Here is a 16,593-nt window from a genome sequence, read left to right on the forward strand (position 1 = left end):
ACGATGGCCCGAAGACGAGCCCTGTCCACTGTCGTGGCTACGGCGCAGTTGGATGCATGAGGCCAGCTCGTTTTCGTTTAGAGAGACGAGTGATGGACTTCGATCCGGTATTCCTGTCGCGCCTGCAATTCGCCTGGGTCATCGGCTGGCACATCCTGTTGCCGGCCATCACCGTGGGATTGGCCGCGTTCATCGCGATGCTGGAAGGGCTCAATTTTTTCACCGGGAAGGACATCTATCTCCGCATCTCGACGTTCTGGATCAAGATATTCTCGATTGCTTTCGGCATGGGCGTCGTCACCGGGGTCGTCATGCCTTTCCAGTTCGGTACGAACTGGAGCCGCTTTTCCGACGCGACCGCAAATGTGCTTTCCCCGCTTTTCGCCTATGAGGGCCTGACGGCGTTTTTCCTGGAGGCGGCCTTCCTCGGCGTCCTTCTTTTCGGACGGCAACTGGTGCCGCGCTGGGCGCATTTCATTGCAGCGCTAATGGTGGCGCTCGGCACTTTGCTGTCTTCCTTCTGGATCCTGTCTGCCAACAGCTGGATGCAGACGCCGGCCGGCTATGAGATCATCGATGGCCGTTTCTTCCCGACGGACTGGTTCAAGGTGGTCTTCAATCCTTCCTTTCCCTATCGGCTGGCGCATACCGTCGTCGCCTTCTTCGTCACGACAGGCTTCGTCGTCATGGGCGTCGGCGCCTATTTGATGCGTCGCTGGCGGTCCGTTGAGGAAGGCCGAACGATGCTGTCGATGACGCTCTGGCTGCTGACCGTGCTGGTCCCGCTGCAGATGTTCATCGGCGACCAGCACGGTCTGAACACGCGCGACCACCAACCGGCCAAGCTCGCCGCGATTGAAGCGCGCTGGGAAACTGCCCGACAAGTGCCGCTTACCCTTTTCGCCATCCCGGACGACAAAGCCGAGCGCAACCTCTTTGCCATAGATCTTCCATGGCTTGGCAGCCTCGTTCTCACCCATGAGCTTGACGGCGAGGTCAAGGGCCTAAAGGATTTTCCGGCCGATCAGCGTCCCCCCGTCGCGATCCCCTTCTTCGCCTTCCGGATCATGGTCGGCTGCGGCATTCTGATGCTTGGCCTCGTCCTTGTCGGCGGATGGCTTCGCTGGCGCGGCCGTCTGGACGCGTCGCCGGCCTTTCTCACGGTTACTCAGATCGCGGCGCCCATCGGTTTCGTGGCGGTCATCGCAGGCTGGATCACCACCGAGGTCGGACGTCAACCCTGGACCGTCTACGGCCTTCTGCGCACGGCGGAGTCGGTGACACCTTCATTGACGAGCTTCGACGTGATGCTCTCGCTGATTGGCTACATAGCCGTCTATCTCATCATCTACCCCGTGGGCCTCTTCCTGATGCTGCGCATCGTGCGCAAAGGTCCGGCAAATGTTGCCGAGATAGATGCGGAGATCGAGGGAGGACGGCCCGGGGCGCCGGTCCGTGCCGGAGCCGTCGAACTTCGAGAGGGAGAAGTGCGATGAGCCAGGTCCTCGATTTCGTGCCAATATGGACGCTGATCCTCGGCATGGCGGTGTTCTTCTACGTGCTGCTGGATGGCTTCGATCTTGGCGTCGGCATGCTTTACGGCTTCGCGCCCGACACTGCGTCCCGCAACACGATCATGAACTCGATCGCGCCGATCTGGGACGGCAACGAGACCTGGCTGGTGCTGGGCGGCCTCGGGCTTCTGGCGGCGTTTCCGCTTGCCTTCGCCATCATCATCCCGGCGGTGTATTTTCCGGTCCTGGTCATGCTGCTGGCGCTGGTGTTCCGCGGCGTGGCGTTCGAGTTCCGGTTCCGCGACGCTGAGCACAAGACCTTCTGGGATCATGGTTTCTGCTATGGCTCGGCTGTCGCCACCTTTGCTCAAGGGGTCGTGCTTGGCGCCTTCATCCAGGGTTTTGAGGTCACGGGCAGACAGTTTTCCGGCGGTTCCTTCGATTTTCTGACGCCATTCTCGCTTTTGACAGGTTTCGCCCTTTTGTTCGGCTATAGCCTTCTGGGCGCCGGCTGGCTGATCCTCAAGACCGAGGGGGAGGTGCAGGCGGCGGCGCGCCGCCACGGCCGCATGTGTCTTGTCGGCGTCCTCGTCGGTATTGGCGTGGTCAGCATCTGGACCCCGTTCATGAGCCAGGCCATCGCCGCGCGCTGGTTCGCCTGGCCCAACATTCTGTATTTGGCACCGGTACCTGTCGCGACAGCGACCGTCGCCTTCTTCACCTGGCGGGTACTGGGCAGTGCAAGTGAGACGAAGCCTTTCGTCGGCGCCATCGGCCTCTTTGTGCTTTCCTATGTCGGGATCGCCATCAGCCTCTTCCCGATGATCGTTCCCTACCATTTCACGCTTTGGGAATCGGCCTCTTCAGAACGTACCCAGGCTTTCCTGCTCGTCGGCACTCTTGTGTTGTTGCCCGTGATCCTGATGTACACTGGCTGGTCGTATTGGGTGTTCCGCGGCAAAGTTCGCGCTGACGTTGGTTACCATTGAATAGGATTTCGAACGCTGACCGACACAGTTGCTCTCATATTTACATGGTATCTAGCTGGCTCTTGCAAGAAGCTGCGTGTCGCGACGAGCCAATGCCAATGAAGTCGACCTGTTCGGATCATTCGTCGCCACGACGCAGCAAGCGTCTCAGCATCGGTTCTATCCGCGAAAGCTCGTCGAGATGCGCAACCGAAAGGTCGGCCAGGTGGTCGTCGGCACGCATCGTTAACTGCAGCAGAACACGACGGTGGTCGTCCTTGTCCTGATCCCGTGCGACCAGCCCTGCCTCGCCAAGACGATTGACCAATTCGACGGCGCTGTGGTGGCGGATGCGCAGGCGCTCCGCGAGGTCGCCGACCGTCACCGGTCCACCACCCGGATATCCCTTGATCGCAAGCAGCGCCTGATGCTGGCGTGGGGTCAGCCCGGCATCATGTGCCTGGACCTGGCTGAATTCGAGGAAGCGGCGGATCAGGTAACGAAACTCCGACAGCCGCTGGTAGTCGGCCTGGCTGATGGCGGGGCGTGGTTTTTGCGGATGCGTCATTTTTGACACTTGTTCTATTCCGATCGGTTTTAGCAAGAACGGCCTTGTCTATTTATATCGTATTACGATACATAGCGAACCGACAAGCATGCCGTGTCCGCCGACACAGTGACCCGGCACATGCTATGCGTCCCCAGAATGAGAGCAGCAATGAAACCTGATCACGCCAGCCCCGACCATCTCCGAGATTTCACGACCGATGCAAGGGTGCTGCTGGTTGCCGCGATAGCGGTGGTGGTAGCGACGGCGGGACTGTTTGCCGGCATCGCGCTTTTGAAGCTGATCCGGCTGGCCACCAACATTGCCTATTTTGGCCAGTTCACGCTCGCCGACCTGAAGCTCGAGGACACTCCGCTTGGGCTTGCCGCAGTGATTGTTCCAGTGATCGGCGCGCTGATCATCGGCCTTATGGCGCGCTTCGGCAGCGAGAAGATTCGCGGCCACGGCATTCCCGAGGCCATCGAGGCGATCCTCCTTGGCCGGTCGCGGCTGGATGCCAAGGTTGCGATCCTGAAGCCGCTGTCGTCGGCGATCTCGATCGGCTCCGGCGGACCATTCGGCGCCGAAGGGCCGATCATCATGACCGGCGGCGCCATCGGATCGCTGATCGCGCAGATGCTGCCGGTCAGCGACAATGAACGCAAGACGTTGCTGGTGGCAGGCGCGGCGGCCGGCATGACCACCGTGTTCGGAACACCGATCGCCGCCATCATGCTGGCGGTGGAACTGCTGCTGTTCGAGTGGACGCCGCGCAGCTTCATTCCCGTAGCCGTCGCCGCGATCATTGCCGAAGTCGAACGCACCATGCTGCATCTACCCGGACCAATCTTTCCGTTTCAGGGCGGCATGGATGTTTCCTTTGTCGGCCTTGGCGGCTGGGTCGCGATCGGCATTTGTGCGGGGCTGTTGTCGGGGCTGCTGACGCAGATGGTCTATGCCTGCGAGGACGGTTTCCAGAAATTGCCCATTCACTGGATGTGGTGGCCGATGATTGGCGGTCTGATGGTCGGGATCGGCGGCCTGATCGAGCCGCGGGCGCTCGGCGTCGGCTATGACAACATCGCCGATATGCTGGACGGCCGCACAATCGCCACGGCAGCACTCATCCTGCTGGTGGTAAAGGCCATCATCTGGTCGGTGGCGCTCGGTTCAGGAACATCAGGCGGCGTGCTGGCGCCGCTTTTGATCATGGGCGGAGCGATGGGAGCCGTGCTCGCCGGTATCCTGCCGGCGGCGGATCCGGGCTTCTGGGCGCTGCTGGCCATGGCCGCGACCATGGGTGGCACGATGCGCGCGCCGCTGACCGCTACCTTCTTTGCCGTCGAACTGACGGGGAATACGCATATGCTGGTGCCGCTGATCGCGGCATGTGCTTCGGCGCATGCGGTCACTGTGCTGCTGATGAAGCGTTCGATCCTGACCGAGAAGATTGCCAGAAGGGGACACCACCTGGTCCGCGAATATCGCGTCGATCCCTTCGCCTTGACCAGGGTGCGCGAGGTCATGACCTCAGAGGTCGAGAGCGTGCCGGCGACGATGACGCTGCATGGCGCGGCGGCGTTCCTGACGGCGCCGGAAACACGGCATCCGAGCTTTCCGGTGGTCGATGAAAACAGGCAGGTGCTCGGCCTCATCGATCCGCCGGCGATATTGCGCTGGCGCCGTGCCGGCACCCATCGCACCACGACGCTTGGCGCGCTGCTGGCCGGCAGCAAGGTGACGCTCGCTTATCCGGATGAGTATCTCGAAGGCCTTTCCGACAAGCTGTTGATAGCCAATGTCTCCCATCTGCCCGTCGTCACCCGTCAAGACTCGCAGTTGGTCGGCTATGTCGGCTGGAAGGATATGATGCGCGTGCGGTCGAAGAAACAATCCGAGGAACGCGACCGTTCGGCATTGCTGGGCTTCGGCACACGCCGTAGAAAACAGGATGGCGCTGAACAAGACCGCGTTGGTTGAACGCGCACTACATGCGAGCTTTCTCGAAACGCGGTCGATCTACCTCGCCAGCAATTACGCGGCTCCAATCGCGATACGGTTTTGTGGATGCTTGAGGGACTTTCAAACGGCCGACTGACCGGGTTCCCGCCGACGAATGGAGGACCTTGGAGGCCGAACGAGGAATCCGGCGCGCAAACTGTGATCTCATTCAACCAAAATATGCGCCTCTCGGGCGGCTTCGACAAAAACTTCTCGTGCAACATCGGCGGAAACGCCGCCGTTTATGGCCTGTCGGCAAGCTCTCAACGCGGACCGATGTTTTTGACTTCCTGCATCGCGCCAATTGCCTCCAAGCAAATCCACCGCTTGTTGAGCATTCAAAAGGTTGCGAATGTCTCCGCCAATGCCGGTGGTGACTGACACCGGCTTGGAAAACCACGCTTCGTACATGATGGAACCTCAGATAAATCGTACTGAACAAAACGCACGTGTCGACGAACGGTTTCGTAGAACAGCTATCACCGTTGTGTGAGTAGGTGTGAACGGGATCGCCCCAGACAAATTGTATTGTCTACTGAACGTGCCACGCCAAACATCTCGGAATCATACCAAACGGCGATCTCCGCTGCCCTTCCTAAATCGCGCTAACGTGGCGTTGGCGCAGGTCTATCCCGGAAAAGGCCTGATGGCGGGTTTCGCAGTCGCCATCTTGGCAGTTGTGCAAAACGCCTTGTTGGAGGTTTGGCCGAGCAGCGGCTGGCGGTGCAACCCACGAGCATCGCATCAAGATGAAATAAACGACAGCGCTTGATCAAACTGCGGCGGCATCGAATGGGCATGGTCTTCGAGAATTATGCGTTATTGGCGCATAGAACTGTTCTCGAGAATGTTGCTTTGCCGCTCAAGGTTCGCGTGAAGCCCGAGCAAAGCGAGAAAAGCGTGCCCGCCCGATGATTGACCTCGTTGGTTTGAAGGATCGGACCGATCATTTGCCGACACAACTCTCAGGTGGAAAGCACAGCATGTAGGAATCGCGCGTTCACGGCCATCGGGAGAGTTCCAAAGGAAGAGGGACTGACTCCCCTCCGCTTTCTGAGGGTGCGTTTGTAAAGATGACGCTTCGAGCTTGAGAAAAACGTTCTTCTGACCGCCTGTTGATTTCCCACCGAGAATGCCCGGTGAAACAGGATATTTCCATCCGAAATTGACCCATGGCGACGATGGATGAGAGCAGCCCCCATTTTTCAGCCTCGACCTCGTGGCCCGCAAACAGGGCAGTTTTTCTGATCAAGCATACGGGGCGGACGGCGTTTTTGACGGGGTTGGTGTCAAGTTAGAGCCGAGCCGTCGTCGAGGAAGCGGGTGAGCCTCTCCCGGTAAGCGAGCTCATAGCGGATGTCTTCGGCTAGCCTAGAGCCGGAGGAGATCATCGACAGTTGATTTTCTAACCAGGGGAGGGAGAAATGGTCGCACGCCGGGCAACAGAGGAAACAGTCATGCCGGGTTGCATGGCTTCTTCAACAAGGCGGACCTTCTCGGCCACCGACCAGCGGCGCCGGCGTTGCACTTAGGTAATGACTTCGACCCGGCCGGGCGCATACTAAATGGTGACCGACGTCGGTGTCCCGAATTCTCGCCTTGCGGAATGCGTGCAGATCACTAAAGACGACCTTGTCGCAAACGGGATCTGTGGAGCCTCAACAGGTTGTCCTCGGTTTGAGCGAGGCGACTGATTGGCGGCTTTGAGGCTAGGCTGCCATGCGGTCTGTGCCAATTGTACATGTGGGTCCAGACCGGGAGATCCTGGGCTCGTCGATCTGAGGTTTCATAGGCGCGTGCGTAAGCCCATTCCCTAAGGGCGCTCTGGATGAAGCGCTCGGCCTTTCCGTTGGTCTTTGGCGTGTATGGTCTGGTGCGGATGTGTTTGAGACCAAGCTCGCGGCAAGTGTCGCGGAAGGCGAAGGCTTTGTAGCAGGGGCCATTGTCGGTCATGACGCGCGAGACCGTGACGCCGAGGGCGGCATAGTAGGCGACAGCGGCCTTGAGGAAGGCGACCGCGCTGGCGGCCGTCTGATCAGGCATGATGTCGGTGAAGGCGATGCGGGAGGCATCGTCGATGCAGACATGGACATGTTCCCATCCCGCGCCCCACCCGTTGCCTCGTCTTGAACTTTGCCTGGTTCTGTCGCCGGTGATGCGGTGACCGACCGCTTCGAAACGGCCGAGCGTCTTGATATCGAGATGAATGAGTTCGCCCGGGTGCGCCCGCTCGTAGCGGCGCACCGGCTCGGCCGGCTCAAGGTCCTTGATGCGCGACAAGCCCGCTCGCTTCAAGACCCGGCTGACCGTTGCCGGCGAGACGCTGACGGCAACCGCGATGTGCTGGCCGGTGAGCCGCTGCCGCCGCAGCGCGACAATGCGCTCGACGGTGGTTGCCTCGGTTGGACGATAAAGCTTCCTGGGGCGCGAAGAACGATCGGCCATACCTGCGCGGCCGTCAGCCTTGAACCGCTCCACCCACCGCGCCACGATCTTGGCCGACACACCATAGACCCGCGCCGCAAGGGCTTGGGAAAGACGGCCCCCGATGACCGAAAGAGCCATCTCCTCTCGACGCAACGGTGTCAAACGGGCATTCTTGTGGATGTTCATTCGGACCCTCCGGTGAGTGCTGAAGCTTGGTAACTCCAGTCTCCTCGGTTCGGTCCGAATGGACAACCTATCGACAGCTCACATCTAGTCGTCAGCTTGGTGGGTCGGAGCCGTCAGATGTTTCTCAGCGTATTCGACATCTTCAAGATCGGCATCGGTCCATCGTCCTCGCACACAATGGGGCCAATGACGGCGGCTGTCCGGTTCCTGCAGATCCTGCATGATCGCGGCGAGGACGTTCAGGCCGCAAGCCTGCGAGTAACGCTTTATGGGTCATTGGCCTTCACGGGCAAGGGCCATGCGACGGACCGAGCAGTGGCGCTCGGACTCCTCGGCTATGCGCCGGCCGACCTCGAGGTCGATGTGGCCGAACAGCGCTTGCTCGGGCTTCGTCGGACCAAAACGCTTCAGTCCATCGGCTTGCCGCCGCTGGCTTTCGATCCGGACAGCGACGTGGTCTTCGACTACGGTCCGTCTCTGCCCGGCCACGCCAACGGTCTGATATTCGAGGCGTTCGATGCCGGCGCCAAGGTTTGCCTCGCTGAGACCTTCTATTCGATTGGCGGTGGGTTCGTCGTCACGGCTGCAGAGCGTGAGGCGCCAGAAGCGGCAACAGGTGGTGAGGCAGCAGCCTGGCCTTATCCATTCGACACCGCCGCTTCGATGCTGCGCATGGCCAAGGAAAGCGGCAAGTCGATCGCGATGATGAAACTGGCGAACGAGTTGGCTGCACGACAGCCGGAGGCATTTGAGCAGGGTATCACGCGGGTCTGGACGACGATGAGTGGCTGCATCGACCGTGGGCTTGCGCTCGACGGCGAACTGCCGGGCGGTCTTCGCGTCAAGCGGCGCGCCAAGAAAATCTTTCAGCAACTTGAGCAGGAACGCGGCTCAAACCGAGCTCAGCCGCATGTCGCTTCCGATTGGCTCAGTGTCTATGCCATGGCGGTCAATGAGGAGAATGCGGCAGGCGGCAAGGTGGTCACCGCGCCGACCAATGGCGCCGCCGGGGTCGTGCCAGCCGTGCTGCGTTACTATCTCGACCACTGCGTCGGCGCCGACCCGGCCAGCGTTTCGGAGTTTCTGCTCACCGCCGCCGCCATCGGCGGGCTGATCAAGCACAACGCCTCGATCTCGGGCGCGGAAGCGGGCTGCCAAGGCGAGGTCGGCTCTGCCGCAGCTATGGCCGCTGCGGGGCTCTGCGCGGTTCTCGGCGGCACACCGGACCAAGTGGAGAACGCAGCCGAAATCGCGCTCGAACACCACCTCGGCATGACTTGCGATCCGGTCGCAGGGCTTGTCCAGGTGCCCTGTATCGAACGCAACGGCATTGGTGCCACCAAGGCGGTGGCGGCCGCTTCGCTCGCGCTGCGCGGAGACGGCTCGCACTTCATGCCACTTGACAACTGCATCGAGGCGATGCGCCAGACGGGCGCGGAAATGAGCGCGAAGTTCAAGGAGACCAGCCTCGGAGGCCTCGCCGTTAACCTGCCGGAATGCTGAGCAACGCAGCCGCACCCCAGCCGCGCGCAGGAAGGTTTTTCGCGACTTCGACAAATGCCGGACCGCCTTTGCACGGTTGGTTCGCCAGGATCGTCTGGATACGGAAATTCGGGTGCCTGTTCGGCCGCACCTCGACGCCCCAGGCCCGCCGCCACCAGACTCAGCAGTGCTGGTTAGGAAGGGACGGAATGATGCAGGCGGCAGCTGAAAACAGCTTTCGGTTTTGGTCCACAGCGAAGTGGTCGCGACCATTTCCTCAACAGCCTCGAAGCAAGGCTCATCAGGCGAGGCGGCGCATGTTACCGGCGGTGGTACCTGGCGCGTGCAGTTCGGCCTGTGACGATGGATAGCGTTCGACGGCGTTCTCGTCGAGATTTCTTCCGAAGAAAAGGCGATCGCGAACTGATTGGATCGCATGTCTGGTGAGATACGGATACTCTGACAGTCCTTCGCTCTCAATGTTCTACGCGGACGTGACACCGATCACGCCCGCGCCCATAGCAATATGTCGTTGGCCTGCTAAGTAATCGACGGTCCAGGATCGTCGAATCCGCTTGGATGCGGCATGAACATCGCCTTGGCTGCTCTCAAGAGAATGTTTCCTGAGCCACGCGGGACGCCCAGAGCAGGCTGGTGCGGCGATTGCCCGGTTGCCGCTGCCTCACTGAGCTTGGCCTTTTCTCGAAGGGAGGCCTCGGGCTGATAAACCACATTTTCTACCCATATCGTTTCTTCGCGTCCGTCCGCCCTCGAGAACGTCATCCGCTCGCCTTCGGCCAAGCCTAGAAGAGCGAGTCCGCGTGGATTGGTGATCGACAGAACCGACCCGACTAGGCCGCGCATCTCGTCATGGGTAACGATGCGCGTTTCTGCCGGAGCATCGTTCACCCTGTAAGTGACCCGGCTGCTAAGTGTCACAACGTTTGCCGGGATATCCTCTCGGAACGTCACGATGGCGGCCGACAGCTTGCGCTGGAGGATCGGGACCAAAGGATCGTCACGCCCAAGGCGGCGGTCGAGCATGACTTCGAGGATGGTGTAGTCTTTTGTAGTGAGGCGAAAGATCTGATCGTTGGACATGGCATATCTCCATGTCGGCCGCTGGGGCCGACGAAAAAGCGTTCTCCGTTCTGTGATTTGTTTACGAGTTGCCCCTGATCCATGCACCGCAAGCGGCCACAGGAGGGGCTACTCTCCCGCGATCGGGCTGCCCGCCTGGTTCAGCCGATTAAAGAGACTCGGAAGTGTTACGTCGACTTTACCGACTGAGCTTCGTCTGCCGTCGCCGCTTTGCGTTGGCCGCTGGCTTCGCCGGCGCTGCGAGGCAACGCTAATGACGAGCCTTGGCTTGCTCTTGGATTCGATTTTTTTGGCCATTTCAAACTCGCTAAAAGCCGGGCCGTGCGTCCCTCTGGAAGCAGGCACTCAGGTCGATGCCGGGATCTCGTGGCATTAATCTCGACAGGCGAAGCCGACCGGATTTGGTGGAGAAGAACGCTCGCCCCTCGACTCAAGAAAAGCCGAGCCGAGGTCAGGATCCCGCCATGGGGCAATCCCGGAAGTAAAAGAGCAATTTCGCAGCGGCATTCATGGTTGCGTCTTCCCAGGCTTCTGACGAAAGTCAAGAGGTATTTCAGCAAAAATGACAGAGCCTTCTTTGCGAGAGCATAAATGGCCCAGTTTCCATATAGGGCATATCTTGACGAACGCCCTATATGGATAGCGAAATTAGAGTTATTTCTTTCCTAGGCGCTGCCCGACTCTGATAGATTGTTGAGAAATCGCGGATATCTCCGCTGGCTGTTCCCTTATCTTCTTCGGCTTGCGTATTTCTCGATTACCATTTTTCTTTGACATTGGATTCCTGCCTTGAAGCCAAGATCACATCAACCTCCTCCCGCCCGGTCTCGCTCGGGAACAAGCCGTGTGACATTCGCAATCAGATTCCGTCTGAACGTGTTGCGGTCAGCGAAACCAGTTGGGTTGTTGAAAGGAAGAACTCCCTGGCCCACTTGTCGCTTCGGCGACAATCCGGACCAGGGCTAATGGCCTACGAGAAGGCCCAACCGAAAAGTCGGCAAATAGGGGAGCAAACTTTGCATGCCTCCATCTTGGTCATGGAATGGTCAAAGTCAAATGCGGTTTTGCAAAGAACACTTTTTGTCGCAGGGCAGTTTCTGCCCTTGCTTTGGTCGCCTTAATGTCTAGATTCGATGGCATGTGCATGGAAACATTCATCATGATTTCGAGGCTCGCCGGGGATGCATATGCTTTCTCCCGGGGCAGCTTGATGATGAACTGACAGCCGCACAGTACTCCGCTCCGGGAACACTCACCAAAATCATCGCGGTGCAGTTCTATTTGCGTATCGCTTGGCGAGCGCCCCTCGGAGCCCATCATGTTCACCCCGTTTTTGGCCATCATGTGCCAGACCTGTCAACGTAGCCTGCCGAAGGCCGCACGCCGCTGTCCATGGTGTGCCAGCCGGGGCCTTGTTCAATACAGCTTCTATACACGCCCTCAGAAGGGTTTTCGGCGGCGTCGATGCGTCGCTCTCGAAAAGACCGGGTTGTAGGCCGTGTCAGCGATTGAAAAAGCTGTCGTCTCCGGAAAGCGAGTGTCGTTCCAGGGGGCAGGCATTCGCCGTCAGTACGGTGCCATCGCATGGCGCCGGTCCAGGAGTGGTGAGCTCAAGGTTCTCCTGATCACTTCGCGAGAGAGAGGTCGATGGATCGTGCCCAAAGGCTGGCCCATCAAAGGCGAGACCCCGGCAAAGGTCGCCGCACTGGAGGCATTCGAAGAAGGAGGAGTATTTGGAGATGCTCGTTCGGAACCGATCGGGGCCTACGACTACCTGAAAATCCTTCGCGACGGTTCGACAGCCTTATGCCGTGTCGTTCTGTTCGGCATCGAAGTCCGGGGCACGCTCGTCAACTGGCCCGAGCGGTCTCAACGCAAGCGGAGTTGGTTCACGGTCTCCGAGGCGGGACGGACCGTTTCGGACTACCAACTCGCGCAGGTTCTAAGGTCCTTGGAGACGAGTTGCACTGTTTGCGTCGAGGATTGCAAATGCGGACGTCTCCTTTGGCCGACGCCATCCGCGAAAAAGAAGACGGTCTCCGTAAATCAAAACCGTGAATCCTTTGCAGTCACGTCTGCCACGTCACGCCAACCATCATGGACAAGCATATGAAAACCGAATCCTGGCCTGTGCACGCACGAATTTCCGGTCCCATCGTAATGATTGGCTTCGGCTCCATCGGCAAAGGAATGCTGCCGTTGATCGAGCGCCATTTTGAGTTTGACCGGGCTCGCCTTGTGGTTGTCGATCCCGAGGACACGGATCGCCACCTCCTCGATGAGCGAGGGATCAGATTTGTCCATGCGGCGGTCACACCAGATGGCTATCGCGAGCTTCTCACGCCTCTGCTGACAGCCGGTGGTCAAGGATTCTGCGTCAACGTCTCTGTCGATATATCGTCGCGGGACATCATGGAGCTCTGCAGGGAGATCGGTGCGCTCTATATCGACACCGTCGCTGAACCTTGGGCGGGCTTCTACTTCGATAACAGCGTCGGGCCTGAGGCCCGCACCAACTACGCGTTGCGCGAGTTCATCCTCGACGCCCAGCGCCGCAATCCCGGTGGCACAACCGCCGTGTCCTGCTGTGGCGCCAATCCCGGAATGGTCTCGTGGCTTGTGAAGCAAGCCTTGCTCACCCTCGCCAGCGACATAGGTATCGAACATGAACAGCCGAAATCTCGGGAGGAATGGGCGCAGCGCGTTGGTGTCACGGGCGTGCATATTGCCGAGCGGGACACGCAGCGCGCCGTATCCGCGAAACCCATAGGCGTGTTCGTCAACACCTGGTCCGTCGAAGGCTTCGTGTCCGAGGGCCTGCAACCCGCGGAACTTGGTTGGGGCACCCATGAAAAATGGATGCCGGCGAATGGCCGGACCCATGACAAAGGCTCCAAGGCGGCGATATATTTGCTTCAGCCCGGCGCCAACACGCGCGTCCGTTCTTGGACGCCTACAGCACAGGCGCAGCACGCCTTCCTTGTCACTCACAACGAGTCCATCACGATTGCCGACTACTTTACCGTTCACGATGATGACGGAAAGGTCGCCTACCGGCCGACCTGCCACTATGCCTACCATCCCTGCGACGACGCGGTGCTGTCCTTGCACGAGATGTTCGGCAAGGCCGGCAAGGCCCAGGACAAGTTCCACATCCTTGGGGAGGCCGAGATCGTCGATGGCATCGACGAACTTGGCGTGCTCCTCTACGGGCATTCAAGAAACGCGTTCTGGTATGGTTCGCAGCTCTCGATTGAAGAGACGCGTCAGCTTGTGCCCCATCACAATGCTACTGGGCTTCAGGTCACGTCAGCTGTGCTCGCAGGCATGGTCTGGGCGCTTGAAAATCCCGAGGCTGGCATCGTGGAGGTTGAAGACCTGGATTTCCGGCGCTGCCTGGAGATCCAGAAGCCCTATCTTGGCTCACTCGTGGGTGTCTATACGGACTGGACGCCTCTGGATGGCCGGCCTGGGCTCTTCCCGGAAGAGATCGACACATCCGATCCCTGGCAGTTCCGGAATGTGCTGGTTTCCTGACTGAATGGCGCCGGGCAGGGCAGCGGCGCACGGAGTTTCTGCTCCAGCAAAGCTGACGACCCGGGTTTTCTTCCGGCGCGGAAGCAATTCGTGTGGGCCGACGATTCCAAGCGGACGGTCTCTTCCAACTCGAGACGCCAGACATGGCAACAAGGAAATTGACCCGATGGATTTCACCACACGGCTCATAATTGCGATCGGGCTCGGCGCGCTTCTCATCGGCGCGTTCATCCTCATCTAGCCGATTTTCGGCGTTTCAGATCACGTCGGCAGTGATTACGAATTGGCTCAGAATCGACCCAGGGTGGCTTTCGTCGGATTTCGAGATGTTCCGATGAGCCCGGCGATTGCGCGCCGAACACGTCGAAATCGAATGCTTTGCGGGCGAGGTGACCGAAATTCTGCCGGCGATTGGCCGTGGCGACACGGTCGAGAATGCTGAAGCTGTCGGATTCATGTTGCGTTCGAACGCGAGCATGTCTTTCCGATGATCGCTATTATCGAGGCGGCCTAGAGCAATTTCAGGAAAAGTGTGGGCGGTTTTCCGTCCGGGATTGCGTCAAAACAACGATTTAGAGTGGTTCGCCGTTTCCTTGAAACGGTGAAACGCTCTAGCTACCCGAGCATCGCCTCAGCCGGGTCATGTCTAGGCGACGACGGCTGGCAAGTGGCGGACGCCGTGGCTCTTTCCCTCATTTCTCAACCTTGTTTGCGCTGTCGCAAAGTTCTCGGGCCGAGGACAGTCTAGAAATAGCGTGAACGTCATCGAGAATCTGAACAGGAAGGCAAGATCATGAGATGCGCAATTGCAATCGCCGTCCCACTCGCCGCATCGATGTTGGCAGGAGCGGCCCAGGCGGCCGATCACCAGATCCAGATGCTAGACAAGGGCGAGAAAGGTGTGATGGTCTTTCAGCCCGACTTTGTCCAGGCAGCGCCCGGCGACACAGTTACGTTCGTGCCAACCGACAAGGGGCATGATGCCGAAAGCATCTGGGGAATGATCCCGGAAGGAGCAAAGACTTTCAGGGGTAAGTCGAGCGAACAAATCACCGTTACATTGGACAAGGAAGGTGTGTACGGTGTGAAGTGCGCGCCTCATTATGGGATGGGCATGGTAGCGCTGATCGTGGTCGGCAAGCCGGTTAATCTGGTGCATGCAGCGACGGTCAAACAGTCGGGGAAAGCCAAGAAAGTGTTCGAGAGCCTGTTGGCTCAAGTTCAAGCCGCAAATTGAAGCGGAGCAAACATTGCTCTGAAAAATCAACAGGAACCTAAAGACGGGCATCAGTCCGCCATGGGTTTCTCTTTTCTGAAATGCAGTTTATGGCAATTCCCCGTACCCGATCAAGCGCTTATCCGGCGGTTCTGTCCTACGGTTTTCGGCCGTTCTTTTTGCTCGGCTCGCTATATGCCGGCGGGGCCATCCTATTCTGGCTGCCATTGTTTTACGGCGAGCTCAAAACCTTCAGCACCTTTCTGCCAGTAGACTGGCATGTGCACGAGATGCTGTTTGGCTATCTTGCTGCGATCGTCACAGGGTTCCTACTGACGGCAATCCCGAACTGGACCGGACGCCTGCCAGTGCAAGGGCTGCCTCTCCTGGCGCTCGTCCTCTTGTGGCTTGCTGGCCGACTCGCGGTTTTCTTTTCGATGGAGACCGGCTGGCTGGTCGGAGCCGCAGTCGACTGCGGCTTCCTTCTGGCGGTAGCGCTCGCCGCAGCGATCGAAATCATCGCAGGCCGAAATTGGCGAAACCTCAAAGTGCTCGTGCCGGTGGCGGTGCTTTTTGCTGCCAATGTGTTGTTTCATGTCGAAGCGCACTACCAAGGCGTCTCCGATATTAGCCGTCGGCTCGGCCTTGGGGCCGCCGTCGTGCTCATCATGATCATAGGGGGACGCATCGTTCCCAGTTTCACCCGAAATTGGTTGGCTCGCGAAAATCAGGGACGTCTGCCGTCCCCGTTCAGCCATTTCGACGCAACAACGATCGCACTGTCCGCGACCGCGTTGGCGGCATGGGCCTTCTTTCCGGAAAGCAACGCAACGGGCGCAATGCTGATCGCCGGAGCGGTCCTCAACGCCATGCGGATTGCGCGCTGGGCTGGTGATCGCACGCTCCGCGAGCCGCTGGTGCTGATCCTGCACGTAGCGTTCGTCTTTGTGCCGATCGGTTTTCTGCTGGCCGGACTTGCCGTCGTCCGACCGGAGACCGTTCCTTCCGCAGCGGGCATTCACGCGTTCAGCGTAGGTGCGGTGGCATGCATGACGCTTGCCGTCATGACCCGAGCCACCCTTGGTCATACGGGTCGCGAGTTACGGGCGAGCATTAGCACATGCGCGGTCTTTGTCGCGATCGTGCTCGCGGCTCTCCTGCGCATCGGAGCGGCGTTCGTCCCTATTGACGCAATACTCCTCCACATATCGGCGATGTTGTGGGTGGTAGCCTTCCTCGGATACGCGGCTCTGTTTGGCGGTATGTTAGTTCAACCCAAATTACGTGGGCGCCAGCCGAACAAAGCGCCTTCCTGAAGAGCGGATCAGGACCGGATCGTATCGACATCAGTCGGCAGAAGGGGATGTGGAGATAAAGCGAGACCGGCTCACCTCCAGGAAGCTTCATCATTCAGTCGGCATAGATGCCTGGACGGCGCTGCGCCTGACCACGCTTGCCGATGATCGCGGCACCAAAAGCGCTGCGCTAGTATGTCAGCTTTCTGGCCGGACAGTCCGAAATCGAGGGATGCCCATATCGAGACCAGCGCGTCGCGCTAGCCCGATGGGATCGCCCTTTCTGTCGAAGAGACAATGCTTTGCTCGCAAACAAGTT

The 16,593-nt window shown here is 59.3% G+C and carries 14 protein-coding genes and 1 pseudogene; 9 read left to right on the forward strand and 6 right to left on the reverse strand.

Going from position 1 to position 16,593, the window contains the following annotated elements; all coding sequences use genetic code 11:
* Positions 1 to 92: 92 nt before the first annotated feature.
* Positions 93 to 1,496: a cytochrome ubiquinol oxidase subunit I gene (locus tag AC07SZ_RS26400; protein ID WP_494916529.1), complete on the forward strand. Its 1,404-nt coding sequence runs from the start codon at positions 93 to 95 to the stop codon at positions 1,494 to 1,496.
* Positions 1,493 to 2,503, forward strand: coding sequence for a cytochrome d ubiquinol oxidase subunit II (gene cydB, locus AC07SZ_RS26405; protein WP_494916530.1), 1,011 nt, complete (start codon positions 1,493 to 1,495; stop codon positions 2,501 to 2,503). Before AC07SZ_RS26400 ends, cydB begins: the two co-directional genes overlap by 4 nt.
* A gap of 118 nt (positions 2,504 to 2,621) precedes the next feature.
* Here the strand turns inward: cydB and AC07SZ_RS26410 are convergent, their stop codons facing one another.
* The gene (locus AC07SZ_RS26410) at positions 2,622 to 3,050 is read right to left on the reverse strand and encodes a MarR family winged helix-turn-helix transcriptional regulator (RefSeq protein WP_494916531.1); all 429 of its coding nucleotides are present in this window, start codon (positions 3,048 to 3,050) and stop codon (positions 2,622 to 2,624) included.
* Between the two features lie 150 nt (positions 3,051 to 3,200).
* On the opposite strand from AC07SZ_RS26410, the gene AC07SZ_RS26415 reads away from it, so the two are divergent.
* Positions 3,201 to 5,009 carry a chloride channel protein gene (locus AC07SZ_RS26415; RefSeq protein ID WP_494916532.1) on the forward strand — a complete coding sequence of 603 codons (1,809 nt, stop codon included), beginning with the start codon at positions 3,201 to 3,203 and terminating at the stop codon, positions 5,007 to 5,009.
* 186 nt (positions 5,010 to 5,195) lie between these two features.
* Here AC07SZ_RS26415 and AC07SZ_RS26420 read toward each other — a convergent pair whose 3' ends face one another.
* The 3 genes and pseudogenes from AC07SZ_RS26420 to AC07SZ_RS26430 all read right to left on the reverse strand — a co-directional run bounded on the left by AC07SZ_RS26420 (position 5,196) and on the right by AC07SZ_RS26430 (position 7,643).
* Positions 5,196 to 5,441, reverse strand: a complete 246-nt coding sequence (locus tag AC07SZ_RS26420) for a DUF982 domain-containing protein (RefSeq protein ID WP_080643898.1) — start codon at positions 5,439 to 5,441, stop codon at positions 5,196 to 5,198.
* A gap of 1,003 nt (positions 5,442 to 6,444) precedes the next feature.
* Positions 6,445 to 6,558, reverse strand: a pseudogene (locus AC07SZ_RS26425) (transposase); the annotation flags it as partial.
* 92 nt (positions 6,559 to 6,650) lie between these two features.
* Positions 6,651 to 7,643 (reverse strand): IS481 family transposase, encoded by a 993-nt coding sequence (locus AC07SZ_RS26430; protein WP_494916533.1) that lies wholly within the window; start codon positions 7,641 to 7,643, stop codon positions 6,651 to 6,653.
* Positions 7,644 to 7,760: 117 nt separating this feature from the next.
* On the opposite strand from AC07SZ_RS26430, the gene AC07SZ_RS26435 reads away from it, so the two are divergent.
* Complete coding sequence (locus tag AC07SZ_RS26435; protein ID WP_019863839.1) at positions 7,761 to 9,146, forward strand: L-serine ammonia-lyase; 1,386 nt, start codon at positions 7,761 to 7,763, stop codon at positions 9,144 to 9,146.
* A gap of 519 nt (positions 9,147 to 9,665) precedes the next feature.
* On the opposite strand, the gene AC07SZ_RS26440 is transcribed toward AC07SZ_RS26435, so the two are convergent.
* Together AC07SZ_RS26440 and AC07SZ_RS26445 are read right to left on the reverse strand one after the other, a co-directional pair.
* Positions 9,666 to 10,226: a GreA/GreB family elongation factor gene (locus tag AC07SZ_RS26440; protein WP_019863838.1), complete on the reverse strand. Its 561-nt coding sequence runs from the start codon at positions 10,224 to 10,226 to the stop codon at positions 9,666 to 9,668.
* A gap of 1,035 nt (positions 10,227 to 11,261) precedes the next feature.
* Positions 11,262 to 11,570 (reverse strand): hypothetical protein, encoded by a 309-nt coding sequence (locus tag AC07SZ_RS26445; protein WP_019863837.1) that lies wholly within the window; start codon positions 11,568 to 11,570, stop codon positions 11,262 to 11,264.
* Between the two features lie 193 nt (positions 11,571 to 11,763).
* Between AC07SZ_RS26445 and AC07SZ_RS26450 the strand changes: the two genes are divergently transcribed.
* The 5 genes from AC07SZ_RS26450 (at position 11,764) to AC07SZ_RS26470 (ending at position 16,295) form a co-directional block, all read left to right on the forward strand.
* Positions 11,764 to 12,339 (forward strand): NUDIX domain-containing protein, encoded by a 576-nt coding sequence (locus tag AC07SZ_RS26450; RefSeq protein ID WP_019863836.1) that lies wholly within the window; start codon positions 11,764 to 11,766, stop codon positions 12,337 to 12,339.
* Positions 12,336 to 13,763, forward strand: a complete 1,428-nt coding sequence (locus AC07SZ_RS26455) for a homospermidine synthase (RefSeq protein ID WP_494916536.1) — start codon at positions 12,336 to 12,338, stop codon at positions 13,761 to 13,763. Before AC07SZ_RS26450 ends, AC07SZ_RS26455 begins: the two co-directional genes overlap by 4 nt.
* A gap of 347 nt (positions 13,764 to 14,110) precedes the next feature.
* Positions 14,111 to 14,254, forward strand: a complete 144-nt coding sequence (locus AC07SZ_RS26460; RefSeq protein ID WP_494916537.1) for a hypothetical protein — start codon at positions 14,111 to 14,113, stop codon at positions 14,252 to 14,254.
* A 302-nt stretch (positions 14,255 to 14,556) separates the two neighbouring features.
* Positions 14,557 to 15,000 carry a pseudoazurin gene (locus AC07SZ_RS26465; RefSeq protein WP_027047892.1) on the forward strand — a complete coding sequence of 148 codons (444 nt, stop codon included), beginning with the start codon at positions 14,557 to 14,559 and terminating at the stop codon, positions 14,998 to 15,000.
* An 89-nt stretch (positions 15,001 to 15,089) separates the two neighbouring features.
* Positions 15,090 to 16,295, forward strand: coding sequence for an NnrS family protein (locus AC07SZ_RS26470; RefSeq protein WP_494916539.1), 1,206 nt, complete (start codon positions 15,090 to 15,092; stop codon positions 16,293 to 16,295).
* Positions 16,296 to 16,593: the final 298 nt, after the last annotated feature.

The organism is Mesorhizobium sp. GW821-FHT07A06, assembly GCF_059419085.1.